Here is a 23,222-nt window from a genome sequence, read left to right on the forward strand (position 1 = left end):
TGCCGGGTCAAAATTGCTAGTCTATTCCAACGGGTGTTCTCATGGTTTTCCATGATTTTCGCTACTTGTTTTCCATGATATTGCCTCGGATACTTTCGAATTGTAGGATAAATTTTAATTTGCATACTGAGACGTAGCACTCAGATTACGAACGGCTTAACGTCTAGTTCATGCTATTTAGGATGATGTTCACGCGTTACTTACTTTGTTGCCTGATTGGTATTCAGACGAGCTATGGGCAATCAGAAACGGAGCTTCGTCGGCTAATCGAAACCACGAAAGCTGAACCCGTTTCGATTCGGCGCGATTCGCTATTGCATCGGGCCTATATTGCTCTGGCTGAGAGATATAATTGGGGAAGTAATGATGCACCTGCTAACTATGATTCGGCTGTATATTTTGCTACGCAGGCCATTCAGATTTCACCAAATCTGCGTCTGAAAGCCGATGCACTACGTATGCGAGGAACACTCCATCATTCAACGGAATTGGGGTTTACGTCGGCCTGGATGGGACTCGACGATCTTAATCAGGCGGCTAATCTGTATATTTCACTACATGACCGAAAAGGACTTCAGGAAACCTATGCGGCTTTAGCGACGCTTTATCTGATACGGTACAATCCGGATGATGTTATTTGGGGAAATAGTCTGAAGTATGCTACGCTGGCCATGCGTATGCAATCGGATTCTACATTTCGGATACCTGAACACGTAGCGGCCCCGGCTACCGATTCGCCTGCTACGTTGGCGCAGATTCAGGAAGCTATTCAGGTCTTCAAACAAAATCTGGCGTACTGGCGGCAAAAAGAATCGAAGCCGCACCAGATGTGGCGACTTGAGCGGCTGGGTCAGCTTTATCATAAATCGGGATTGGACGTAGCCAACGGAAAAAAGTACATGCAGCAGGCACTGCAACTGGCCCTTACCTTACCCGATATGCCTATTGCATTTGCCTGTCTGACTAATCTGGCACAGTGGGAGCTGGACGACCGGAACTATGCGGCATCGCTGCGATATGCACGGCAAGGGCTACAACTGAGTCAGCAACAGAACGCTATTTCCCGACAGGCGGGTTTTCATGACCGTCTTTATCATACGTTTCGGGCAATGGGGCAGATGGACAGTGCCTATGCCCACAAAGATGACAATATTGCTATCAACGATAGTCTGGCTCGGGTAGGTGATCAACGGCAGATTCTGCATTTGAAAGAGAAAGTTGAGGCCCAAAAGCGGCAACGTGAACTGGAACAGAAGTTGCAAAAACAAGCCAATGTGTTGTACCTGCTCATGGGAGTTGGATTATTACTGGCGAGTATTGTGGCTTTATTCGTCTGGCGTAACAAACTACTTTATCGAAAAAATATCGATTTACGGAAGGCTTTGCTGGAAGGGCAAACGATTGAACGTCAGCGTGTAGCGGCCGATCTGCACGATAATCTCGGTACTACGTTGTCGGCTTTGCGCTGGAATCTGGAATCTATCGACAAAACCCAGCTTAACACCGTCGAACAATCCATTTATGATAATATTAGCCAGCAGGTGGGGCAGGCATATAACGATGTGCGGTTACTTTCGCACAACCTGTTGCCCGGAGAACTTGCCAAACAGGGGCTGGCAGTGGCGTTGCAGAATCTGGTCGAAAAGCTGACCTTCAATACGTCGGTACGTTTCTCAATCAGGGGCATTGATGCACTTCCCCGGCTCGATCAGCAAACGGAGTTCGAGTTATATAGCATCTGTCTCGAATTATTGAACAATACGCTCAAACATGCACAGGCCAGTGAGAGCGAAATTTCTATCAGTCAGACGAATGCTACGTTGCATCTGACCGTGAGCGATAACGGAATTGGGCTGAGTCCGCAGCGTCAGAACGGACGTGGCTTGCAGAACGTAGCAGCCCGAATCGATACGTTGGGCGGAACATGGACAGTTACGGCTGGCAAGGAGGGAGGAGTGTACCATCAGATTACTGTACCGATCAGGAAACCAGCCCGTGTTTCATCGCAAACTTAACCATGCCCACTACGCTTTTTACGCCCAGTTTCTGCATCAGATGCCGACGGTGCGTTTCGACGGTGGTAATGCTGATGAATAACTTTTCGGCGATATGATGCGAAGGGTGTTCGTTGGCAATCAGACGTAGTACGTCGACTTCGCGGTCGGTTAAGGTTGTGATCAGGTTGGTTTCGGCGGGGTCCGTTTTTTCCAGTCTGGCCAGAAGCTCCATAACGCCGGGGCTAAAATAACGTTCTCCCTGACTGAGCGTTTTCACCGCTTTTTCGAGTTCGCTACGTCCGGCCCGTTTCAATACGTATCCGGCTGCGCCCAGCCGAATGGCTTCCCGAATGGTTGGGCCATCTTCGGCCATGGTTAGCAGCAATACCTGCACCATCGGGTATTTTTTTCGCAGCAATACCGTCAGTTCAATGCCCGATAAAAGCGGCATGTGCAAATCACAGATCACAATATCGACCTCTATTTGGGCCAGCAGGTCGGCAACCAACCGACTATCGTTGGTCATACCAGCAACCACTACGTTCGGCACCGACGCAAAAAGCGTTTTCAAACTATCCAGAATCAGTTGATGATCATCGACGAGTAACAACCGAGTGGGGTTCATAGGTTACGGCCAGGTATTGAGAATGAGTACCTAGCCGTAAAGCTAGATTATTTTGCGAATAAGCATCTGTTACAGCAAAAGTTGTTCGTATAAGGTCAATAAGGTGGTGTATATTGGCTGAAAGGAGCCGGAAAATCCATTAGTTTAATTCTGTCGCAGTTTAAGCTGCCCGCCTGTATTAACGAGAAGCCTGCCGCGTTGCTGTATGTCTTTGCAGATGCCTACTACGTTAGTTCCAATAGTTACTACGTGTCCGGGAGCTATCGTTACTACGTCGCCCGCAATGGGAATCCGTCCGCAACTCCAGGTCGATGGGGCAATCCAGAGCCCGGATTGGACCGAAGTCATGGGTGAGCAAGGGCCAACAAGTACCATTACGGATGCGGCATCATCCTGACCATCAGTATAGCCTGAGCTGTGCTGTGAATCGACATCCCAGACAACATAATCAGTCATTTGGGCCATTACGTTGGCTGTGCCGTTGGCCGTGGCCCTTGCCGTAAACGAAAGCGGTACGCTGCTGCCGGGTGCCAGTAAGGCTTTTTCGGTAATAATTACTGGCCCCGCAACGGTTTGATGGAGATGAGGTTTTACAACGATCAGGCCATTTTGTAGCTGCAACGTATTACTACCAACAAAGCTAAAATTGGGCGGTAGTGTCAACGCTACGTCGCTGGTTGTCTCTTTATAACCCGGTTCGTTTTGAAGGGTGAGCGTAAATGCCACGTCCTGCCCCACGGTCACCGCTGTCTGGCTGGCCTGTAGGGTCATGCTTACATCTGCCGAGCGCACATCGGCAGTAGCCGTAACTGCTGGCGAAAACGTAGTGGTGCCACATTCGTTGCTGGCCGACGTAACGGTATACGTAGTGGTTTTGGTAGGCGTAATTTTAAAATCAGAACGATACGTATACGACGAAGATATATCGGTTTTATCGAATCGAGTGGTGCCCGAAAGACCGTGACTGATGGTGAGATTGACGGGCCGATTGTTGTTAGACGTAGCGCGGAGATAGGCAAAGTTGGCGTTTCTGGGAGTTATGAATGGATAATAGCCACTTTCGTTATTCCAGTAATCTATTGACAAGCTCACCATAGGTAACCGCCTGAACTGCACAACAACGGTATTGGATGTGTACTTACATACACCCGAACCTGTGGCTTCGACCCGATAGTAGGCAGTCTCTTCAGAAGAATAAGATTCTGGCACAGGTATGTAGCTATTGGAATTTACGTTATCAATAATCGAATTGCTACCTCTTACCCACGTATAACTGGTTAATCCACTCAGCACGCTCAACGTAACGGGGCTATTGGTGCAGCTACGTATCGGCAGGCCGTTGCTCATTCCGGGCGTAATCGAAAAAGAAAATGTTGGACAGCTATTCACATTCACCCACTTGTTAATGAATACATAATTGCCACGCTGGTCATAACCTTCAGCCGTAATCAGATACGTACCGCTTTGCGTAAAGGTATAGGGCGATGTGATCTGGGTTGATGAATTCTCCGGGTAGTTATTGACAAAGTAGTAAACAGTTCCGGTAAGGCTGGTGGTAAGCGTAACCGTTTGACCATTTAGCGAATAAGAGAAGTCAGGTGGGGCGTATGATATTGCGGGTAATGCGCTCAGATTGATGGGGTTCGATAAATCGCCCGTACAGCTAATGGACGAATATACATCACTCTGCAAGGTGGTGATACGTGCCGTGTACGTACCGGGAGTGTCGACGGTTAGTCGGGCTGTGAGAATAGTGCTTCCATAAGTAGCCGTCAGGGTTGGAAGGGCATCGAAAGGCTGACCGTTGCGATACCATTGAATGAGAAAATAATTACGGGTAAGATTGCTGGGTTTAGGAGCCTCTAAGTTAAGTTGCCAATGTGGTAGGGGAGACGATTCGAGCGTAGCAGTTAATACGCCCACGGTTGCCGTTGTCGAGTTAGCCACAGATCGTGTGGCTATAACAGGGTTACTACATCCGGGCAGAATAGGAAAGACTTTAAACGAATAAGTTGACTCTGTTTCGCGCGTGATCGTCAGGCTGTTGGTCGAGCTAACTAATTCTGAGTCGTTGCGCCACCATTCTACACCGGTTACCCCTGTACCGTTAACTACACCGGTTAAGACCAGTGGTTCGTTCACACATTTAGGCGCATTTCTATTATTATCGTCAGGTAGTGGAAGTATAGCAAGGGTAGGCGATGGCAGCACACTAACACTAACGGGGGCAAACGTAATGGGGCAACCCAGATGATCAGCAACCAGTCCGTACTCGCCCGATTCGGTTGGGTTAATCGGTAAAATAATCCCTGAAGAAGCATTATAAGACGCCACTCCTCTCTGATATGGAAGTCCATTTCGGGTCCATGTGTAGTAGCCGTCAGGTGCGTAGTAATCGGGTAAACTGATAGTCGGTCGGTCGTGATACGTTATTTCTGCTTTGCAAATGGGGTTGCGGCCCGTGAGTAGTAATTGCGGGTTGCTCTGGGGACCATAAATGACAGTTTGTAGGCTAAAAGGATCTTTTGTTTCACAGCCATTACTGATCGCAACTCCATAAATTCCCCGTTCGGTCACTGTATACGTTTGGCTGGTAGCTCCTGTAATGGCTACCCAGCCGCTGGGTAAACTATGAGCGATCCAGTCCGGATCAAACGTATGCCATTGATACGTTAGTCCGCCCTGATTGTAGGCTGCCTCGCCATAAGGAACAAAGCGGGCAGTGAGTTTTACGCTGGTTGCACCTGTGCTGCTGCATATCATCGGCAGACGGTCGGGTTCAATCAAAAACCGACTGGTGCCAAAACTTTGTCGGACGGTAAACGGCGGAGAATATGCGCTTGCTACGTATGGGCTAGTGCTGATAACCCGCAAACGATGCCCCGATCCGTAAAGCTCATGAGGAATAGTAAAGCGGATATTCCCTGCGTCCAGAAATCCATCGACTGTCTGATCGTATTGCCCGGTTGCGTCGGTAATCGCCATCCGGAAATTATACCCGCTATTTTCGTTCTGAAACGTACCAGTCGTGCTGAACGGAATGGTTATGTATTCGCCCGCGCAGAGCGTAGTAGAAGGCAAAGGCCCAATGGCAATCTGAAGATCATTGCCGCCCGTATTGACGGAAACAGTAGCGGTTCCACTGCCCGGATTGTTCATATTGCCACATGTAGTAGCGACTTTCTTGATAAAATAACTGGTTGTTTTTCCGGGCTTAACCTGAAATGTTTTCGTTGCAGAATTGCCGAACCACGTAATTGGGAAGCTTTCACTATGTGTATAATCGGATAGGTAAATACGTAGTACGGAGTTTGTTGGGTTGGGGCGGGTCAAGGTCAACGTAGCGGTCTGGTTTTGGTTGATGGAGGTGCTGCCGCTTAGGTTTACAACTTCGGGCGCAGCAGTGCCTGGTTGCGAGTAGCCAATATCTTCTGTGGTTGAACAGCCGGCTTTCGTGGCTCGTATGGTAAACGTACCAACCTGCGTTGTCGACAGTACGTTGCTTGTCTAGCCGGACATTGGCAGGTTATCTTTAAACCATTGAAGGTCTGCCTGAAGCTCGTTTTTTACCTCGAAACGAGCAGGTTTGGCGGGGCATATATACTGACTAGTGCTAACAAAAGGCTGAAGGCTAATTCTGAATTTGGAATCGCCCGTAATGGGCATGCCGTTTTCCGGAGCAAGCGTAAAAGGCTCACTCAGAGTACTGCATACAGTGCCTACGCAGAGTTTGAGCCGGTATCCATTCCCTGCCGGAAGTACGTGCCGACGGTTTGTCAGCGATATATGGTCATAAAACGTACCATTCGTTTTTGGGTATGCCGTTAGTTCGTAAGGTGTAGCAAAAGAACCGTTGGCATCCGATAGAAATACACTCACCGTAACAGTTGGGTACGCTGGTGTAAGTGTAAAGCCGGATAACGTAAAGCCAAGCTGAAAATCACCGCCGTAGCAAATGGCTGTCGTGTTCAGGACAGGTGTTGTAATACTCTGGGCCGTGCTACGTTGAGGAAGCAACAAAAAAAGCCCCCAAACCCCCACACAGAGGAATAAGTTAAGACAGGATTTCATGGATGATGGTAGGATAAGAAGGCGTTAACGACGGTAATGAATACGATGTGTTTCGAGCTGCCGGATTCGCTGCTGCACTTCTCCGATTTGCTGAGTTTGCTTTTCGAGACGTATCACGTGTAAGGTCAATTCCTCAATTTTTTCCAGCAGTTTGGCGTTCAACTCGGCTAAATCGACACCTTTCTGTGCTATGTCCTCTGCTGAGGGCATACCGGGTAAATGTTTTTCGGTTTGGACGTAGCGTTCAATTTCAGAAAGTGGTTTGAGTTGGTAATCAGGCGCAAATACGCGGTCGGCCCAATTGTCAGGATGGTTTATTTTTAGCCGATAACGCGCCAGCACGGTTTCACCCTGTTCGTTTACGGTCAGAAACTGGTCGGTTGTGCCCTGAAACAGTGGATTCGATAAGTGGCTGAATTTGAGCGTGCCGTTGTTACGTAGGTTAATAATGCCGCGCACATCGAGTGGATACAAAGGCGAATCAGTACCGATACCAACGGCAATACTGGCATTTGTATGATCGCCCAGCACAATGGCGTTGTTTAACGCTACTTTAGCATTGGCACCAATAGCCACCGCATTTTGAAGGTTTCCGCTGGCTGGATGGGCATTGTATCCCAGCATGACGTTATTGCTACCCGTTGTGTTTGTTTTCCCGGCATCGAAGCCTGTAAACGTATTCGCAAAACCGGTTGTATTTACTTGGCCCGAAAATGCTCCTGTAAATACATTATACCAGCCTGTAGTGTTGCTATACCCCGCCTGATTCCCGGTAAAAACGTTGTAATACGCCGTCGAATTCGAATAGCCAGCTTCACTTCCTGTAAAAACATTAAACCTACCTATTGTATTGTTTTCACCAGCAGTGAATCCCGTAAAGACATTATAACAACCTGTCGTGTTGTTATACCCTGCTGCGTAGCCCACAAATGAATTGTTAAACCCCGTTGTGTTACTATACCCCGTATAACCGCCCACAAACGAATTATTAATTCCCGTCATAGTTAAATTACCAGCCAATGGGCCTACCAACGTATTATAGTTAGCTGGTATAACCGAATTAACCGTTCGTTGTACATAATTATTCTGAGCAAATAAATGGTTGCTTACCAGGAAGATTATTAGGAAGTTATAGGTTTTCATAAGGTAGGTGAGGATAAAAGTTTGATAATGCTACGTATGTCTAAAAACCATAGTTTGCCAGCTACTTCGCTTTGACGTCATCTTTGGCATGCACATACTCGCGGTCAACACCGTTGACGGCCATGTAGAGCGGGGTACGTAGCGGGCGGGTGCCTTTGTCGATGTTTATTAGTGCCAGCGCAACATTGCTCCAGCTTTTGTCATCGAGTCGATAGAAAAACGGTTTCTCCGAAAGTGGCTTCTGACCATTTTTGGCCGGGCTACTGAGCGAAAACATAGCCTGAAAAACAGGTAAATACCAGAATCCATATGCTGACAAATTTCATCGTAAAAATCAGTAGCAGGTGAACGAGTTTGTGGCATAAAATTGACAAGAGGTTTCTGGGGTTTATTGTACAAATGCGACATTTTCAGTACATACAATTGTTACGTAGGCATCTTGATTGATAAGTTTGTCCCAGACATCGGCCCACCGAAGCGGCAGGATGCTGTCTGAGACAAACTTATCAATCAGTTGAACTCAATACATGTAAGCATCAGAACACCAATTTCAATACGTTGGGCCATTCGAGCCGTTTTGCTTTTCTGAACGGCGGTTTTGATTTTCTGAAAAGCTGAAAAGCTACTGTTTGCTATAGCCACTATCGAGCGCGGTAGCCTGATAGCTGGCCATTTTCCAGCCTCCGTTTTTCCAGACGAAGAGCTGCGTCCAGTAATCTTTGTGAGTAAACGTACTACCATCTTTACGCCGATAGGTCGACGTAGCAATGCCGGTCATTACGCCCGTTGGACCGTATTGCCGGATGAGCAAGTCTTCGTAATCACGCTTGTCGCAGACGAGGTTTTGAAATATCTTCTTATTGCTTTCCTGCGAACCGCGCTTCCCGTCGGCACCAACGGCCACGAAGTCGGGGAGGCAGTCTTTTTCGAAAAACGTAACAGGGTCTTTCATAAAACGCCCGGTGATTTCGCGGTACGTTTTTTCCGTAAACGGCGTGGGATTTTGTGCCAGAGAAAGGGTACTGACGAATGCAAACACAGCACAAAGAAATAAACGGTTAATCATGATAAATGGAGGTTTAATGGATGCTGCAAACCTCACAGTTATCGGCTGGAATACCGGCTAAATTTGGGGCAATTCTGGTTAATTTTGGGGCACAAACCGAGTTTGTCAGGCGTTGATGCCTTGATTTACAAATTCAGTAGGGGTGAGCCGATAAATTTCCTTGAAACACTGGCTAAAATAATTCGGCGTTTCGAAGCCAACGCAATAGGCCGTTTCAGAAACGTTGTAGCCGCTACGTAGCAGATCAGCCGCTTTACGCAGTCGATACCGTCGGATGAGTTCGTTGGGGGCTAACTGCGTCAGGTGCTGCACTTTGCGATACAGCGTTTTTCGATTCATAGCCAGTTGATCGGCCAGCCACTCCACAGTCAGTTCGGGATTGTTGAGGTGATGATCGAGCAGTTCGTATACCCGTAGCAGAAACTTATCCTGAATAATTGCAACCGAATTTTCTGTCTGCGGGTGGTTTAGCTGTTGTTGATAATGCTTCTGGAGTTTTTGCTGATGGGACAGAAGATTTCGGAGTCTCAACCGAAGTTCAGTTAAGGTAAAAGGTTTGGATATGTAGTCGTCGGAACCTTGCGCCAAACCATCCAGTTTGCTTTCGGTATCGGATTTGGCAGTTAATAAAATGACGCCAATATGGTCTGTGTCGGGAGTCGTTTTGATGCGTTGTATAAGTTCATAGCCATTCATTTGCGGCATCATTACGTCCGAAATCACTACGTCGGGAAGTTCACGTTGGGTGATTTTCCAACCATCTTCCCCATCGACCGCACTCAAAACCCGATACGTAGTTTGTAGTTCACTTACCAGAAACGAACGCAATTCGGCATTGTCTTCAACCACCAGCACCAAAGGCGAATTGATGTTTTGGGTTTCAGATCTGTTGATTTCTATAGATTTTTCGGCTGGAATCGATTCGGGTACTGAGCGCAAAATGGGCAAAACGGGTGGCGCTACGTAGTTGCCAGAGGCTAAACGGATGCGAAACTCAACTGTAAAAACCGTATGGCCGGGACGACTATTCACCGAAATAGAACCGCCCAGCAAATCGACCAGTTCTTTCACCAGCGATAGTCCGATGCCGGTTCCCTCGTGCGGTCGCGTCAACGAATCGTCGGCCTGATAAAATCGGTCAAAAACATGGGGAAGTTTGGCGGGAAGAATTCCAATGCCGGAGTCCGTAACCTGCATACTTGCCAGATATGTTGGCCCTATCGGCAATAACTGCAATGAAAGCCGGACATCTCCACTGGGTGGAGTAAATTTTAAGGCATTAGACAACAGATTCGACAGGATTTTCTCCCATTTATCGGCATCAAAAAGCCATTGATTTTGGTCGGTAGGTGCCTGATACGTTAGCGAAATCTGTTTTTCATCGGCCATTGGCCGGAACTGATCAACAATACTGGCTACGTAATCGACCAGATTCCCCTGCACTTCGCTAACTGGCATACTACCCGCTTCGATTCGGGCAATATCGAGCAGTTGATTAATGAGGTGTAGTAGTTTCTGAGTGTTACGTTGAACGGTTACCAACAACTGGCGATACGTAGCCGATAACGTAGCATCGAGAAGCAGCTTCTCAACCGGAGCCGTAATGAGCGAAAGTGGCGTTCGAAATTCGTGCGTGATGTTGGCAAAGAAACGCATCTTCATCTCATCGGCGGCTTTGGCCTGCTCGGCTTCCCGGAGTTGGCTGGCTTTTAGCTCCGTTAAAGCAAAGTGCAGTTGCTCAGCTTGTTGCTGAAGCCTAGCGTTTATCGCCTGCTTCTGGACGTTGTTACGTAGCAAAATGAACCCCACCAGTGCCAACACGCCCAACCCAGCCAGCAACGCGTATTGTTTCACCTGATTCTGGTAGGCCGTTTGTTCGGCTTCGGCTTTTTGCTGACGTTGCTGCTCATCGAAAGCGACGAGTTGGGTCTGTTGAATTTTCTGGCGATTGAATAACGTATCCTGCGCGGCCAGTTTGATTTCCTGATAAAAAAACGCACTATCGAGGTTGCGTCGGGCTTTGTGTATACGCGCCAATAACGTACTGGCTTCCCACGTATCGAGCGGAAACCGAACTTTTCCGGCTGATCGAATAGATTGTCGGGCAAAAATCAGGCTGGAATCGATCTGATTCTGATTATAATACAGTTCCGCCAGTTTGACGGCATTGTGGCTAAATGTGCGAAAATTCTTCTGCCGACGACAAACTTCCAGACTGTTTCGATAGAGCGTAATGGCCGAATCTGATTTGCCAAGCCGGGCATATACACTGGCCATCGACGCCATCATATAGCCCAGATGAAGCTGTTGTTTACGTACATGGCCGTATTGTAGCCGTGTTTAACGTACCAATAAGCCGAATCGAGCTGATTCAGTCCTTCGTAGGTGTTGGCCAGATGCGCATAAATAAACTGCGGAATTCGTTGGTGCGGAAAATTTTTGGCAATCAGCAGGTATTCTTTCGCCTTCTCATAATCGCCGTAGACCAGATAGAGGTAGCCGATGGAGCGATAGATATCGATCAATGCTTTTTCAGGGCCAATTTCTTTCGTAATCGCCAGCGATTTGAAATGATGACGTAATGATTCGGCATAATTTCCCTGATTCATATATACGTAACCCAACTGTTTGAAGGCGTTGGCTTCAATGGCTGGCCGACGAAGGTTTCGGGCAATACGCAGAAATTCTTTCCCGAAAAACAAAGCCGAATCGTTGTCGATCTCTTCGTAACTGTTAACAAGCGCTGTTAAAATCGTTGCCCGGATGCTGTCGTGCCGGGCAAGTTGTAATACGTAGCGAAGACTATCGACAGGCTTTTGCTGGGCCGTAGCCAGCAACGTAGTGAAACTAAACGCCCAAACGAATACGTAACGCCAATTCATTGGTAGACAGGGTAGGTAGTGTTACCAAAATAGCGCAAAAAAAATGAAGTTGAACGATAGGGTTTTGTAAATGGCTATCGATGTTCGCTCATTTCGCAAGAACATCAAACGTAGCCGTTGCGAGCACGTTATCCCAGTTAAACGTCAATTCGCCCCCGTTTGTGGTTTCCTGAATGGTAATCGTAAATTGTTCGCTGCGATTTGTAGTCGTCTTTGCCGGAATAACTACCTGAGCAAAATCTTTTCTGCGATTCGGGTCTGTTGGCCATGACGTAAGATCGGAGCTAAAAATGAGCACCCATTTGTCTTTTTGAGGAATCGAATAAATGCTGTATTGCCCCGGCGGAATGTTTGTTGTTCCGATTCGGATTGGATGTTGAAGACTTATTCGCGTTGGGCCGTTAGCGCCTGTTCGCCAGATCGAATCGTACGGTACAATCCCGCCAAACACTACGCGCCCCCGTTTGAACGGCCTGCCATACGTCAGTTCAATTTTTGATTTTTTTACGTTGGCCCGAATGGTTTCCGTTGGAGAAGGAATGTCAATGCCGGGAGTTTTAGCCATTCGTTTCGCAATCTGTTCAATATCAATTGGCGGATGTTTGGATACGTAGTAATTCCACGGCGTTCCAATACCGTCTACCTGAGAAATTCGGCCTTCCGGATCAACGTTAAGTTTGGTGTATTCGAGAAAAGGGCCGCCAAAGATGATGGTATCTTTAGCCGCGAAATGAACGCCAATATCATAAACGCCAATTCGGTGATTGATCATTTTCAACGGTATCTTCGATTTTCCGGATTTCACCAGTCGCAGGCAATTCCATTCCATTAATGAAATAAACGGTACCCAGCCTCCTACGAAATCGACCGACTTTGTTGGATGCCGGAAAACAGTTTGCGTTTTTTCTCCTCGCTCCGAATTGTAATACGTGCAGGTATCGTTCCGGCAGTTCATATTTAATCGATATTCGAATACGCCCGATTTCGCCTGAAAAGGAATGGAGCTGTTGAGCGGATTCATCGCATTGACATTGAATTCGCGTATGGAGCCATCTGGATGAAAATGGATGCTAAATTCGCCAATATAATCTTCAGGTACCCGAACAAATGCTTTGCCATACAAATGATTATTGACCATTGTGTAGGTCTCAACTAAAACTGTGTCGGTACCCATACGCCCAATAAAGGAAGCTGTATATGGCTGATTGCGTTGCCCTGAAACGTTGGCAGAGGTCAGGCAGGAAATGGCGAATAAAACAGCGATCAAGCGCATTTTCGGAGAATCTGGTAGGAAAACGCTCTAAAAATACGTGACTGCCAATAGGTGAAATTGTAAAAATGCGACATTCTGGGCTGAACCGGTTCGCATTTATAAACAAAAAGAGACTGTTTTTTGACAGTCTCTTTTTGTTTATAAATGCCTGATAAATTAAACCGTTATGCGTGTTGTCGGTCGTGTTTTCCTTCTTTGATCTCTTCAATCATCTTCTGATTAAAGGCAGGAATATCGTCGGGTTTCCGGCTTGTCACTAATCCCTGATCGGTCACCACTTCAGCATCGACCCAGTTGGCACCTGCGTTTTTGAGGTCGGTCTGAATCGATGGATAGGAGGTAAGCTTACGACCTTTCACTACGTCGGCTTCAACCAGCAGAATCGGCGCGTGACAGATAGCGGCCACCGGCTTATGATTCTCAAAAAAATGCCGGACAAACTGAACCGCTTTCGGCTCCATACGTAGTTTGTCGGGATTCATAACACCACCCGGCAACAGTAGGGCATCGTACTGGTTTGGGTCGGCACCGGCTAGTGGTAAATCAACGGGGAACGTATCGCCCCAATCAGTATGCTCCCAACCTTTCACTTCGCCACCTTCTGGCGCAATAAGATGCGTGGTTGCTCCAGCATCCTCTAAAGCCTGACGCGGCTCGGTCATTTCAACTTGTTCAAACCCATCGGTTAGCAGAATCGCCACCTTCTTTCCCTGCAATCGTTGCTGCGTTTCCATACTACGTTGATTATGTGATTACGTAGTAACAACTCTCCAAAACGCAGAAAGTTGGCAAAATGTGTTACTGGTTTGTTGGAAATGGTTTATCGAGGACGTAGTAACTCGTTGTTCAAAGTTTATGTAGTGGCAATATGGCAGGTATAGTAATTCTGAAAACTTAGATCAGGAATCCAGTCTCACTCAGCGTATAAATCCCCGGCTAGGTATTTCATACCCGAATCGCAGGCGACCGTTACCACAGTACGTCCCTTGCCCAATTCCTGAGCTAGTTTGATAGCTGCTGCAATGTTCAATCCGCTTGACACACCCGCAAAAATACCCTCTTCGCGTGCTAGTCGACGGGCCATCTGCCGAGCGTCAGCTTCCTCAACGGTACGGGCTTCATCGTAAAAATTGGAATTCAACAGGGGCGGCACTATACCAACCGCAATTCCTTCAACCCGATGCGGGCCGGGTTTACCCTGCGTGAGCAACGGTGCCGATGCTGGTTCGAGGGCTACAACACGAGTAGTTTGCCCTGCTTCGCGCAACTCCATCGAAACACCCATTAACATGCCAGCAGTACCAATGCCGCCACAAAACGCGTCAATTGGTCGGTTGAGTTGCGCCAGAATTTCGGCACCAATACGTCGGTAGCCCTTTTTTGAACCGGGATTGTTGAATTGGTCGGTGAAATACGCATCGGGACGCTGGGCAATTTCGCGCGCCCGTTCGCGCATGGAAGGAATCAGATCGGGCGTGATTTTCCCTCCCTGGCTGGGTATAATAACCAAATGGGCTCCAAAGGCACGCATAGTCTGTAGTTTTTCCCTGGCAAACGCATCTGACGTAACAACTTCAAATCGATACCCTTTTATGGCGCAGACAAACGCCAGTGATGTGCCCGTGCTACCGCCAGTACATTCGACTACGGTCATGCCCGGACGTAGTGCTCCACTATGTTCGGCTTCCTCAATCATTGCCAGCGCCATCCGGTCTTTGTAAGAACCAGTTGGATTATAGTATTCGAGTTTCACAAATACGTCGGCACTGTTGGGAGCCACTACGTTATTGAGCTTAACAATTGGGGTATGACCAATTACTTGCAGTGTGTTGGCCGAGACTGGAAGAACAGGTGAAATCATAACAGAATTTATTTGCTGGTAAGGTACGTAGTACGTTCTGAAAAAGGGTACTAAAAACTTATGCAAACCGAAGAACGACCGTAATTTTTAAGGGTAGACAGCAGTAGCTGTAAGCTACAGGGTGCGGTTGTTAAAGCGTAGATCGACAAGTATGCTATCAAAGCCTATAGAAAATAGCTATCAACTTATGTGGTTATGTATTGATAATAGTTCAATTTTTATTGTTTATTAATAAATTTTTATTAATTTTGAAGTGTAATAAAATATCTGTTCAATTATGTCAAACGCAAACGACTTCGTATTTAACAGCTTGAAAATTATTGCCTGGATCATCTTTGTTGGCTTATGCATAGAAGCCGGAGGGTTAATAGTCAATTTTATTTTCAGCCTCGTCAAACCTGAATTTGTTCAAAATCTTTATCAAAAGCTGGATTTAAGTGAAATGTACAATCGGAGTAAATGGGCTTTTTTCGGTATGTACACATTTATTCTGACTATCTCCATTTTGAAAGCCTACTTGTTTTACGTGGTTGTTAGGCTTGTGAGCAAGTTTACGTTAGCAAAACCGTTCAATAGCTTTGTTTTGGAGCAGATAACGCAGATTAGTTACTACACTTTTTCTATAGGTCTTTTTAGTTATGTAGCCCGGCAAACAGCTAAAAATTTACTTCATCATGGGTATGTAATAGATAGTCTGGATCAGTTCTGGGCAGACAGTCAGGCATTTATACTGATGTCGGCAGTAATCTACATCATTGCAACCATTGTTAGAAAAGGGGTCGAAATTCAGAACGAAAACGATTTAACCATATAGGCTATGCCAATCATTGTAAACTTAGATGTGATGATGGCAAAACGTAAAATCTCTCTGAATGAACTCTCAGAAAGAGTTGATTTGACGTTATCGAACCTTTCAATATTAAAGACTGGAAAGGCGAAAGCTATTCGTTTTAGTACCTTAGAGGCCATTTGTAAAGCTCTGGACTGCCAACCGGGCGACATTTTAGAGTATCTTAATGAGGAATGAAAGCAACGAACCGATTGCTCGAAAAGAAATAACCTATGTTACGTTACAGCTAGTTCTATTGGTTAAATAAGGCTTTTTCAACCTCATCCTTATAATTACGTCCGAGGGGAATCTGCTGCCCATCCGTCAATACCAACCGATTTCGTTCGGCACGTATCACACGGGATTGGGCTACGATAAACGATTTGTGAACCCGAATAAAGCGAACTTCCGGGAAAATGTCGTGCATGGCTTTGATCGAGCCTTTAATAACAATTTTACCCGTCGTTGTATGAATAATGGCGTAATCTTTTAGTCCTTGTATGTATGTTACGTCGCTGAAATTGAGCTTGATACGTTGTACGCCACTTTTTACAAAAATTGAATCGTTTTGTTCGGAATTGTCTTCTTTCGGATTGCTTTCGAGGTTCGTATTGTACACTTTAAGGGCTAAAAAGTCGCGGATTTTTTCGATGGTTTGTAAAAAACGAGGATACGCAATCGGTTTGAGTAGAAAATCGATAACGCCAAGCTCGAAACCTTCGAAAGCGTAGTTGCGGTAAGCGGTGGTAAAAACCGTGATGGGTGGTTGTAAAAATGATGATTCGGCGATGTGATTCAGAAATTCAATACCACTCATGCTGGGCATTTCGATATCGAGAAACAGGACGTCGGCTTCGTTACTTTTCAGATATACAAGCGCATCCTGAGCATTGCCAAACTGACGTACTGATTTTATAAAATTCAGGCGTCCGAGATAGCCTTCCAGCACTTCCCGCGCCAGCGGTTCATCGTCGATGATTACACAGGTTAACATAGCGGGATTGGGTTGAGGTGCTACCAGATCGACTTAAGATATGAGTACGCTCGAACCTCTAGCATACTATATGATTTTTGGCCGTGGTATACTAGAGGTTCGAGCGAGAAACTACTAAAATTTGTCAGCTTTACATGACTTAGGCACCAAAAAATAGCTGACTAATTTCGTTACTAAAGGCTTGTTGGCCAACTTCCTGACGTCTTGCATAATAGCCTTTGGCATCGTTGCCCGCCAGATACCGTAATTGGTCTTTTCCATCTGTTGCAGCTTCGTAAACTACCTCGGCTATTTGCTCCGCAGTTGAGTAATTCGCCCGGCGTTCGGGGTCTTGAAAAACAACCAATACTTTTTCAAGATCTTCCTGATACGCTTCGTGTTGTGCCATATCTAACGAACGGCCAGCAAAGTCAGTGGCAATACCTCCGGGCGCTACCGTTTTAATGCCAATTCCCATTCGTTTTAGCTCAAGCTGCATACTTTCGCTCCAGCCTTCCAGACCAAATTTGGTGGCATGATAAACCGAATTGAAGGGCAGTGCAATACTTCCTCCGATAGACGTAGTGCTAATAAAGAGTCCGCTTTTTTTAGCTCTGAAATGACCAAGAAAAGCTTGCGTTACACGCAGAGTACCCAATAGATTGGTAGTAATATTACGAACTATCTGTTCATCGGTTGCACCCTCAAAAGGTCCGGCAAGGCCATATCCAGCATTATTAAATACTACGTCGATAGGGCCTGATTCAATGGCCTGTGCAGCTACGTTCTTGATTTGTTCCGGATTTGTAACATCCAGTTCCATCAACGTTACGTTGGGAATATTGGCCAATTCTGTTTCTTTTTCGGGGTTGCGCATGGTTGCCATTACGTTCCAACCTTTATCCGCAAATAGTTTTACGGCGGCTTTTCCCAATCCGGTAGACGTACCGGTCATAAAAATGGTTTTCACTTTATTCACAGGTTTACTAAAAAATGGAATGAATGTTCACTCCAAAATCTTGACAAATTTTTATTGTTTAACAGCGTCCCATGTCAATTTTAACTGGGCAGCTATAGTTGTTTCGGTAGTCTTGTTATTAGCGCTCAGTGCCCAGCGCACATAGCTAGTAAGAGTGCCTCCCAGAAATTGAATGAGTATCTGTAAATCCATCGCTTTAATGAGGCCCTGTTTTTGTCCTTTTTGCAGGAGCGACGTAATGGGCTCCAGCGTTTTTACACCTGCTTCTTTTGTTTCTTTTGTGATGATAGGCGAATTCTGGAACTGATCCATAAACGCAAAAGCAGTGGGGTTGTTGAGGTAAAAATGAACGAGACTGCTGTAGTAGTAATCGAATTGAAACTTGATGGAATCCTCTGAAAACGGTTCCTGAAGCATACTCAATTCTTCTTCCTTTATGAACAGGTAAATGGCATTGACGAGCTCTTCTTTTGTCGAGAAATAGTTATAAATCGTTCCCATGCCCGTACCGGCTGCTTTTGCAATGGCCGACATCGGCGTAGCCTGTAAGCCATTGCTCACCAATAATGACATAGCTGCCTGTAGTATGGTTTCCTTTTTGTTCACGTTGCAAATGTATATGAAATGGAATGAATATTCCAAATGGTGTATCTGTTATTTTCAATCCGCAAATTGAATCGATAGTGCCGCCCGATACGTATCGCTACGTTCTTCGGTCTGGAGACTGTAGCGGCCGGGGTAAAGCAGTTCGAGCCGTTTCCGCAGATTAGCTAATCCAATGCCTCCTTTTTGAGCTTTTGCCAACGTATCGGGTTTGTTGTTCTCGACGGTCATTTCGATGGCGGTCGGATTGAGCGTCAACGTACCGTGCAGCCACGAATTACCGGTTTGTCGGCCAACACCGTGTTTAAACGCATTCTCGACCAAAGGAAGTAGTAAAAGCGGAGCAATCTCCTGCCCGTTGGGTTTTCCGTTGATTTGCAAAGCGATATCGGAATGGTCGCCACAGCGGATTTTTTCCAGTTCGATGTAGTTCTGCAAATAGCCGATTTCCTTTTCGAGCGGCACTTTAGCGTCGTCGCTGTCGTAGAGCATATATTCCATCATTTCCGACAGTTTCAGCACCATATCGGGCGCGAGGTCCGACTTTTTGAGTGTCAGCGCGTACAGGTTATTCAGGATGTTGAATAGGAAATGTGGATTCACCTGCGAACGCAGAAAATTCACTTCGGCCTGTAATTTCTCGACGGCTATTTTCTGAAGGGTTCGCTGCTGTTCGTACCAGTCGATGCTTAGTTTCAGCGGTACCATCAGACCGAGATACCACAACGTACTAAAGAAATTATACGACAGCGTTTCAACCCAGTCGTGGTTTAGGGTGGGCGCAACCACAAATCCATACAGGAGAAAATCGTAAAACGCCTGAACGAGAAGATAACCCAGAATTGACAACAGCACAAGCCCGAAATAGCGCCAGTAACGTCCGGTGAGCAGATAACGAGGTAGAAAGTAATGGATGTTGAGGTAGGCAATGGCAATTAGCAATACCACCCGGATGATGACGCAGGCAGCAAAATACGGTAGCCCGGCCTTGTAGAGCAGATATCGTTTTTCGTACAGGAAAAACCCCGTAATCAGTATCCAGTAAGCCGTATGGACAAGGGCATATTTAACCGAAGTGGTGCGGTTGGTGAGCGGAATTTTTATCGTTCGATCCAGAAAGTCCATACCGTTTCTGATTTGTAATTCGATGTAAATGAACACAAAAGAGCAATACGTCAAAAATTATATCGACCAACGACCAAAAAAGTAGAGCAACGAAAAACGACTTTGTAACTCGTCTATTTTTCTGCCCGTTGGTCTACTTTCTTTTGTGATGAAAAATGCGCTACGTTGCTTTGTCCTGGAGTTTTCGAAAACGTTAAACCTATTCACCATGAAAACACAACGGTTGATACTCTTGGCTACTACGTTGGTTGTTACGTTAACAACCTTCGGCCAAAACAAACAAGTCGGCGGCCCCTGCGAAGGTTGCGAAGCGATTCACGAAAGTCCGGTTCCTTTCGACAAACTGGAAGTCGTCGCTAAACTTCCCGACGCTACGTGGGACGGCAAAAAGCCATTGGGAATAAATGGCGTTGTTTATAAAGCCGATGGAAAAACACCTGCGCAGGGTGTCATTATTTACGTCTATCACACCGACCAAACTGGCCATTACACCGCCAAAGCGGATGCCAAAGGTTGGGAAAAACGGCATGGTTCCATTCGGGGATGGATGCGTACGAACGAAAAAGGCGAATATAAATTCGTTACGTTACGTCCGGCACCCTATCCCGGCCACACTGATCCGGCGCATATTCACGTAACCATCAAAGAACCCGGTTTGCCGGAGTATTATATTGACGAATATCTGTTTGATGATGATCCGCTCCTAACCGCCGATCAGCATAAGAAGCTTGACAATCGGGGTGGTAGCGGCATCGTAAAACTCAACGATGTGGGTAACATGTACAAAGCCGAACGGCACATTTACCTCGGCAAAAACATCCCGAATTACCCTGCGAATCAGTAAATCTCCTGCTACGTATCGAAAGTCATAACACTCGCCGATTTGCGCGAGATGCTGCACTGTTGCCCAAATTATCGACTGATAATCTATTCGTTACATCTATCCCTTATGAAACGCTACGTTGTTTTTCTGCTGTCGATACTGCTCAGAGTTACAGTTGCAAACGCACAATACGTTGATAATCTGGGTTCTGTGCATGGTGTACTGACAGATTCGCTTACGGGAAAACCAATTCCGTTTGCTACGGTTTCCGTGTTTGCAGAAAGCAGATTGATCGACGGTACGTTGACTGATAGTTTGGGGAAATTTCAGGTAGGAAAACTGTCGTTTGGTACCTATCAGGCTACGTTTAGCACGGTTGGTTATCGACCTCATCAAACGTCCGTTTGGGCGCTACGTCTCGATCAGCCAGTGGTGGATTTGGGCGTGATTTCGCTACGTCCTGATGTGAAAAATTTGAGCGCAGTAACCGTTAGAGGGCAAAAACCATTGATTGAGCAACGCGCCGATGGCATTACGTTCAATGTAGAAAGTCTGCCAACGATTGCCGGGAGCGATGCATCGGACATATTGCGTAAAGTGCCGTTGCTGTCGGTCGATGCGAACGGTGGTTTGTCGATGCGGGGAAGTTCGAATATTCGGGTGTTTATCGATGGAAAACCGTCGGAAATCTATGCCTCGTCGGTGGCTGATGCGCTGAAAATTGTTCCCGGCGAAAGTATTGTGAAGGTCGACGTTATTACGCATCCATCGGCCCGTTACGATGCGGAAGGAACGGATGGCGTTGTGAATATCATTACCCGAAAAGTGCGCAACAACGTAACAAATGGCAACGTGAGTAGCGTATTGGGCAACCGAAGCCATCAGTTAATGGGCAACGTGCAGAGTAAATACAATAAATGGCTGGTGAAACTCGACGGCTTTTACCAGATATACTGGAACCGAAATGGTTCGGTGCTGACACGGGAATCGGAACAGTTTCAGGTTTTGCAACAGAACGAAACGCGGAATACGGGCGAATTTGCCGTTGGTGGAATTAACGTACTGTACAGCCTCGATTCCACAAAAACGCTGAATATTGGCTATCGGCTGCGCTACACACCAAATCGAACGCATTTGATATCCGACAATTTTCGGGCTGAAAACGGAATAATTTTGCCAACGTTTCAACGGCAGGTTTATACGCCGTCCGATATCAAAGGAAATATTTTTACATCAGGTTATACCGGAACGTCGACCGATAAACGGCATGAGTTTTCGCTTTTAGGCATCTATTTTTCGGCAAACCATTTAAATCGCTACACCCTTGCCCAAACCGATACCGATCTGGCGATTTATCGGGAGAATTTCGATAGCCATACATTAAATCGTGAGCTGATTCTTCAGGCCGATTATAGCCAATCGTTTGCCAATAAAATGAAATGGGAAACCGGCGGAAAGTTTTACGGAAAATATATCGACAGCGATAGTCAGTTCTTGGTTTATGATAATTGGAGCGATACGTACCGAAATGATCGGACACGGTCGAATGTATTTTCGTATCGAAGCAGTGTGTATGCGCTGTACACGAATCTGAATTTCCAGTTTCATCAATGGCAGTTTATGACGGGTTTGCGTTATGAGCAAACCTTATTAAATGCTACGTTCAAAGATATTTTGCTAACTATCCCGTCGTTTCAGAATCTGCTGCCAAACGTATTGATTAGCCGAAATCTGAGCCAGAAAAGCAGTATAAAATTGGGCTATTCTACAAAGATTGTTCGGCCTTATTATTTCTTCCTGAACCCGACGGTGAACAATAGTGATTCACTAAACATCCAACGGGGAAATCCGTACTTGCAGCCCGAAATCACAAGGCGTTACCAGATTAGTTATTCTCAAAATGGCACGAAGCTTTTCACCGATATAGCGCTTTTTTTCAACAATAACCAGAACAGTATTGAAACGATACGTACTCCACGTAGCGACGGTGTTTTTGTGACAACCTGGCAAAATGTTGGGCGTAACCAGCGGTTGGGTATATCGGCCAATCTGAACTGGAAACCGACTACCAAAATTAGCCTCGGCACTACGTTGACGCTCCAATACGTCCGGCTGGAGAGTCCGCTGATGAACCTACGTAACAGTGGTTTGATGCGTCAACTCGTTGTGAATTATAGTCACAAACTGCCTGGCGGCTATAGTGTTGATTTTTATGGGTTCTTCGATACCAACAACCTCCAGCTACAGGGTTATCGCTCTGGCTGGAATTACTACAGCCTCACGTTTAGCAAAAAATCGGCGAACGAACGATTCAATGTCAGCTTGCGCATGGACACACCGCTAACGCCTTATACGTTTATTGAGGAAGAAATCCGGACGGAATCGTTCCGGCAATTGCTGACGAATCGCTACCAGAATCAGAATATCCGGCTTACGTTTTCGTATAAGCTTGGCAAGAAAGAGATTAAGTCGCCACGGATGAGGCAGACCGAAAATCCGGATTAACTACGTAGCGATTTTCTGCCCGAACCGTAACGTATTGCCGCTAGGGTCGGTTACATAGAATTCGCGTATACCCCACGTCTGGGTAGTTGGTCCCTGATGAACCGGCGATTTCTCGTATCCTGACGTATCAAGCCCCCGCGTAACGTAGTGCCGAAACAACGCATCGACATCCAGAACGCGCACATTCACTACGTTGCCAAATAACGTATCACGTTCCAAAACAGTCAGTTGCAATTCGGCCACACCATTGATCAAATCGACTACGTAGTCGTTGGACGAAGCCTTCGGATATTTAAGCGAAAAGTCGAGAATGGTGGTATAGAACGTAACAGCTTCGGGCATGTTCCGGCATTTGAACAGCGGTATCAGTTTCATAAAAGCAGACGTTCATTACGTTAAAAAAGGGTGTTTTTTGTCACTCCTACTGTTGATGTTGAAGTGACAAAAAACACGCAATTTTTAGGGAA

General features: G+C 46.3%; 21 protein-coding genes. 5 read left to right on the forward strand and 16 right to left on the reverse strand.

Features of this window, described 5'->3' with window-relative positions; all coding sequences use genetic code 11:
• The first annotated feature begins 170 nt into the window (after positions 1-170).
• A complete protein-coding gene (locus tag ACYVD4_RS25445) occupies positions 171-2,015 on the forward strand; it encodes a tetratricopeptide repeat-containing sensor histidine kinase (protein ID WP_460950489.1) in 1,845 nt (614 codons plus the stop codon).
• On the opposite strand, the gene ACYVD4_RS25450 is transcribed toward ACYVD4_RS25445, so the two are convergent.
• The 11 genes from ACYVD4_RS25450 to ACYVD4_RS25500 all read right to left on the reverse strand — a co-directional run bounded on the left by ACYVD4_RS25450 (position 1,981) and on the right by ACYVD4_RS25500 (position 14,918).
• Positions 1,981-2,622 carry a response regulator gene (locus tag ACYVD4_RS25450; protein WP_460950491.1) on the reverse strand — a complete coding sequence of 214 codons (642 nt, stop codon included), beginning with the start codon at positions 2,620-2,622 and terminating at the stop codon, positions 1,981-1,983. The two genes, ACYVD4_RS25445 and ACYVD4_RS25450, sit on opposite strands and share 35 nt — an antisense overlap.
• Before the next feature lie 144 nt (positions 2,623-2,766).
• Entirely contained in the window at positions 2,767-5,961 is a 3,195-nt protein-coding gene (locus ACYVD4_RS25455; RefSeq protein ID WP_460950492.1) for a hypothetical protein, read from the reverse strand.
• Between the two features lie 168 nt (positions 5,962-6,129).
• On the reverse strand, positions 6,130-6,693 hold the full coding sequence (locus tag ACYVD4_RS25460; RefSeq protein ID WP_460950494.1) for a hypothetical protein: 564 nt from the start codon (positions 6,691-6,693) through the stop codon (positions 6,130-6,132).
• Positions 6,694-6,717: 24 nt separating this feature from the next.
• Positions 6,718-7,836, reverse strand: a complete 1,119-nt coding sequence (locus tag ACYVD4_RS25465) for a hypothetical protein (protein ID WP_460950496.1) — start codon at positions 7,834-7,836, stop codon at positions 6,718-6,720.
• Between the two features lie 61 nt (positions 7,837-7,897).
• Entirely contained in the window at positions 7,898-8,113 is a 216-nt protein-coding gene (locus tag ACYVD4_RS25470) for a hypothetical protein (protein WP_460950498.1), read from the reverse strand.
• Between the two features lie 345 nt (positions 8,114-8,458).
• The gene (locus ACYVD4_RS25475) at positions 8,459-8,902 is read right to left on the reverse strand and encodes a nuclear transport factor 2 family protein (protein WP_460950500.1); all 444 of its coding nucleotides are present in this window, start codon (positions 8,900-8,902) and stop codon (positions 8,459-8,461) included.
• Positions 8,903-9,007: 105 nt separating this feature from the next.
• Complete coding sequence (locus ACYVD4_RS25480) at positions 9,008-11,191, reverse strand: hybrid sensor histidine kinase/response regulator transcription factor (RefSeq protein WP_460950501.1); 2,184 nt, start codon at positions 11,189-11,191, stop codon at positions 9,008-9,010.
• On the reverse strand, positions 11,188-11,784 hold the full coding sequence (locus ACYVD4_RS25485; RefSeq protein WP_460950503.1) for a tetratricopeptide repeat protein: 597 nt from the start codon (positions 11,782-11,784) through the stop codon (positions 11,188-11,190). Before ACYVD4_RS25485 ends, ACYVD4_RS25480 begins: the two co-directional genes overlap by 4 nt.
• Before the next feature lie 88 nt (positions 11,785-11,872).
• On the reverse strand, positions 11,873-13,057 hold the full coding sequence (locus tag ACYVD4_RS25490; RefSeq protein WP_460950505.1) for a DUF2911 domain-containing protein: 1,185 nt from the start codon (positions 13,055-13,057) through the stop codon (positions 11,873-11,875).
• Positions 13,058-13,221: 164 nt separating this feature from the next.
• A complete protein-coding gene (locus tag ACYVD4_RS25495; RefSeq protein WP_460950506.1) occupies positions 13,222-13,791 on the reverse strand; it encodes a type 1 glutamine amidotransferase domain-containing protein in 570 nt (189 codons plus the stop codon).
• Positions 13,792-13,970: 179 nt separating this feature from the next.
• Positions 13,971-14,918, reverse strand: coding sequence for a PLP-dependent cysteine synthase family protein (locus ACYVD4_RS25500; RefSeq protein ID WP_460950508.1), 948 nt, complete (start codon positions 14,916-14,918; stop codon positions 13,971-13,973).
• Positions 14,919-15,228: 310 nt separating this feature from the next.
• Here ACYVD4_RS25500 and ACYVD4_RS25505 point away from each other — a divergent pair, with 310 nt between their 5' ends.
• Together ACYVD4_RS25505 and ACYVD4_RS25510 are read left to right on the forward strand one after the other, a co-directional pair.
• A complete protein-coding gene (locus tag ACYVD4_RS25505; protein ID WP_460950510.1) occupies positions 15,229-15,732 on the forward strand; it encodes a DUF2975 domain-containing protein in 504 nt (167 codons plus the stop codon).
• A 3-nt stretch (positions 15,733-15,735) separates the two neighbouring features.
• Positions 15,736-15,945 carry a helix-turn-helix domain-containing protein gene (locus tag ACYVD4_RS25510; protein WP_460950511.1) on the forward strand — a complete coding sequence of 70 codons (210 nt, stop codon included), beginning with the start codon at positions 15,736-15,738 and terminating at the stop codon, positions 15,943-15,945.
• Positions 15,946-16,000: 55 nt separating this feature from the next.
• Here the strand turns inward: ACYVD4_RS25510 and ACYVD4_RS25515 are convergent, their stop codons facing one another.
• The 4 genes from ACYVD4_RS25515 to ACYVD4_RS25530 form a co-directional block, all read right to left on the reverse strand.
• Positions 16,001-16,741 carry a LytR/AlgR family response regulator transcription factor gene (locus tag ACYVD4_RS25515; RefSeq protein ID WP_460950513.1) on the reverse strand — a complete coding sequence of 247 codons (741 nt, stop codon included), beginning with the start codon at positions 16,739-16,741 and terminating at the stop codon, positions 16,001-16,003.
• Positions 16,742-16,880: 139 nt separating this feature from the next.
• On the reverse strand, positions 16,881-17,690 hold the full coding sequence (locus ACYVD4_RS25520; protein ID WP_460950515.1) for an SDR family oxidoreductase: 810 nt from the start codon (positions 17,688-17,690) through the stop codon (positions 16,881-16,883).
• Positions 17,691-17,750: 60 nt separating this feature from the next.
• The gene (locus tag ACYVD4_RS25525) at positions 17,751-18,305 is read right to left on the reverse strand and encodes a TetR/AcrR family transcriptional regulator (protein WP_460950516.1); all 555 of its coding nucleotides are present in this window, start codon (positions 18,303-18,305) and stop codon (positions 17,751-17,753) included.
• Positions 18,306-18,359: 54 nt separating this feature from the next.
• Positions 18,360-19,427, reverse strand: a complete 1,068-nt coding sequence (locus tag ACYVD4_RS25530; RefSeq protein ID WP_460950518.1) for a sensor histidine kinase — start codon at positions 19,425-19,427, stop codon at positions 18,360-18,362.
• Positions 19,428-19,635: 208 nt separating this feature from the next.
• Between ACYVD4_RS25530 and ACYVD4_RS25535 the strand changes: the two genes are divergently transcribed.
• Both ACYVD4_RS25535 and ACYVD4_RS25540 read left to right on the forward strand, forming a co-directional pair.
• Positions 19,636-20,271 carry a dioxygenase family protein gene (locus ACYVD4_RS25535; protein WP_460950520.1) on the forward strand — a complete coding sequence of 212 codons (636 nt, stop codon included), beginning with the start codon at positions 19,636-19,638 and terminating at the stop codon, positions 20,269-20,271.
• A gap of 105 nt (positions 20,272-20,376) precedes the next feature.
• Positions 20,377-22,755 (forward strand): TonB-dependent receptor domain-containing protein, encoded by a 2,379-nt coding sequence (locus tag ACYVD4_RS25540; protein ID WP_460950521.1) that lies wholly within the window; start codon positions 20,377-20,379, stop codon positions 22,753-22,755.
• Here ACYVD4_RS25540 and ACYVD4_RS25545 read toward each other — a convergent pair whose 3' ends face one another.
• The gene (locus ACYVD4_RS25545) at positions 22,756-23,130 is read right to left on the reverse strand and encodes a VOC family protein (RefSeq protein WP_460950522.1); all 375 of its coding nucleotides are present in this window, start codon (positions 23,128-23,130) and stop codon (positions 22,756-22,758) included. It lies immediately after the preceding gene.
• Positions 23,131-23,222: the final 92 nt, after the last annotated feature.

The organism is Spirosoma daeguense (assembly GCF_054776875.1).

What these genes read in the sequence shown, in the direction of transcription:
- ACYVD4_RS25445 (WP_460950489.1), top strand. Translation starts at nt 171, where the DNA reads ATGCTATTTAGGATGATGTTCACGCGTTACTTACTTTGTTGCCTGATT.
- ACYVD4_RS25450 (WP_460950491.1), bottom strand. Translation starts at nt 2,622, where the DNA reads ATGAACCCCACTCGGTTGTTACTCGTCGATGATCATCAACTGATTCTG.
- ACYVD4_RS25460 (WP_460950494.1), bottom strand. Translation starts at nt 6,693, where the DNA reads ATGAAATCCTGTCTTAACTTATTCCTCTGTGTGGGGGTTTGGGGGCTT.
- ACYVD4_RS25465 (WP_460950496.1), bottom strand. Translation starts at nt 7,836, where the DNA reads ATGAAAACCTATAACTTCCTAATAATCTTCCTGGTAAGCAACCATTTA.
- ACYVD4_RS25470 (WP_460950498.1), bottom strand. Translation starts at nt 8,113, where the DNA reads ATGTTTTCGCTCAGTAGCCCGGCCAAAAATGGTCAGAAGCCACTTTCG.
- ACYVD4_RS25475 (WP_460950500.1), bottom strand. Translation starts at nt 8,902, where the DNA reads ATGATTAACCGTTTATTTCTTTGTGCTGTGTTTGCATTCGTCAGTACC.
- ACYVD4_RS25480 (WP_460950501.1), bottom strand. Translation starts at nt 11,191, where the DNA reads ATGATGGCGTCGATGGCCAGTGTATATGCCCGGCTTGGCAAATCAGAT.
- ACYVD4_RS25485 (WP_460950503.1), bottom strand. Translation starts at nt 11,784, where the DNA reads ATGAATTGGCGTTACGTATTCGTTTGGGCGTTTAGTTTCACTACGTTG.
- ACYVD4_RS25490 (WP_460950505.1), bottom strand. Translation starts at nt 13,057, where the DNA reads ATGCGCTTGATCGCTGTTTTATTCGCCATTTCCTGCCTGACCTCTGCC.
- ACYVD4_RS25495 (WP_460950506.1), bottom strand. Translation starts at nt 13,791, where the DNA reads ATGGAAACGCAGCAACGATTGCAGGGAAAGAAGGTGGCGATTCTGCTA.
- ACYVD4_RS25500 (WP_460950508.1), bottom strand. Translation starts at nt 14,918, where the DNA reads ATGATTTCACCTGTTCTTCCAGTCTCGGCCAACACACTGCAAGTAATT.
- ACYVD4_RS25510 (WP_460950511.1), top strand. Translation starts at nt 15,736, where the DNA reads ATGCCAATCATTGTAAACTTAGATGTGATGATGGCAAAACGTAAAATC.
- ACYVD4_RS25515 (WP_460950513.1), bottom strand. Translation starts at nt 16,741, where the DNA reads ATGTTAACCTGTGTAATCATCGACGATGAACCGCTGGCGCGGGAAGTG.
- ACYVD4_RS25530 (WP_460950518.1), bottom strand. Translation starts at nt 19,427, where the DNA reads ATGGACTTTCTGGATCGAACGATAAAAATTCCGCTCACCAACCGCACC.
- ACYVD4_RS25535 (WP_460950520.1), top strand. Translation starts at nt 19,636, where the DNA reads ATGAAAACACAACGGTTGATACTCTTGGCTACTACGTTGGTTGTTACG.
- ACYVD4_RS25540 (WP_460950521.1), top strand. Translation starts at nt 20,377, where the DNA reads ATGAAACGCTACGTTGTTTTTCTGCTGTCGATACTGCTCAGAGTTACA.
- ACYVD4_RS25545 (WP_460950522.1), bottom strand. Translation starts at nt 23,130, where the DNA reads ATGAAACTGATACCGCTGTTCAAATGCCGGAACATGCCCGAAGCTGTT.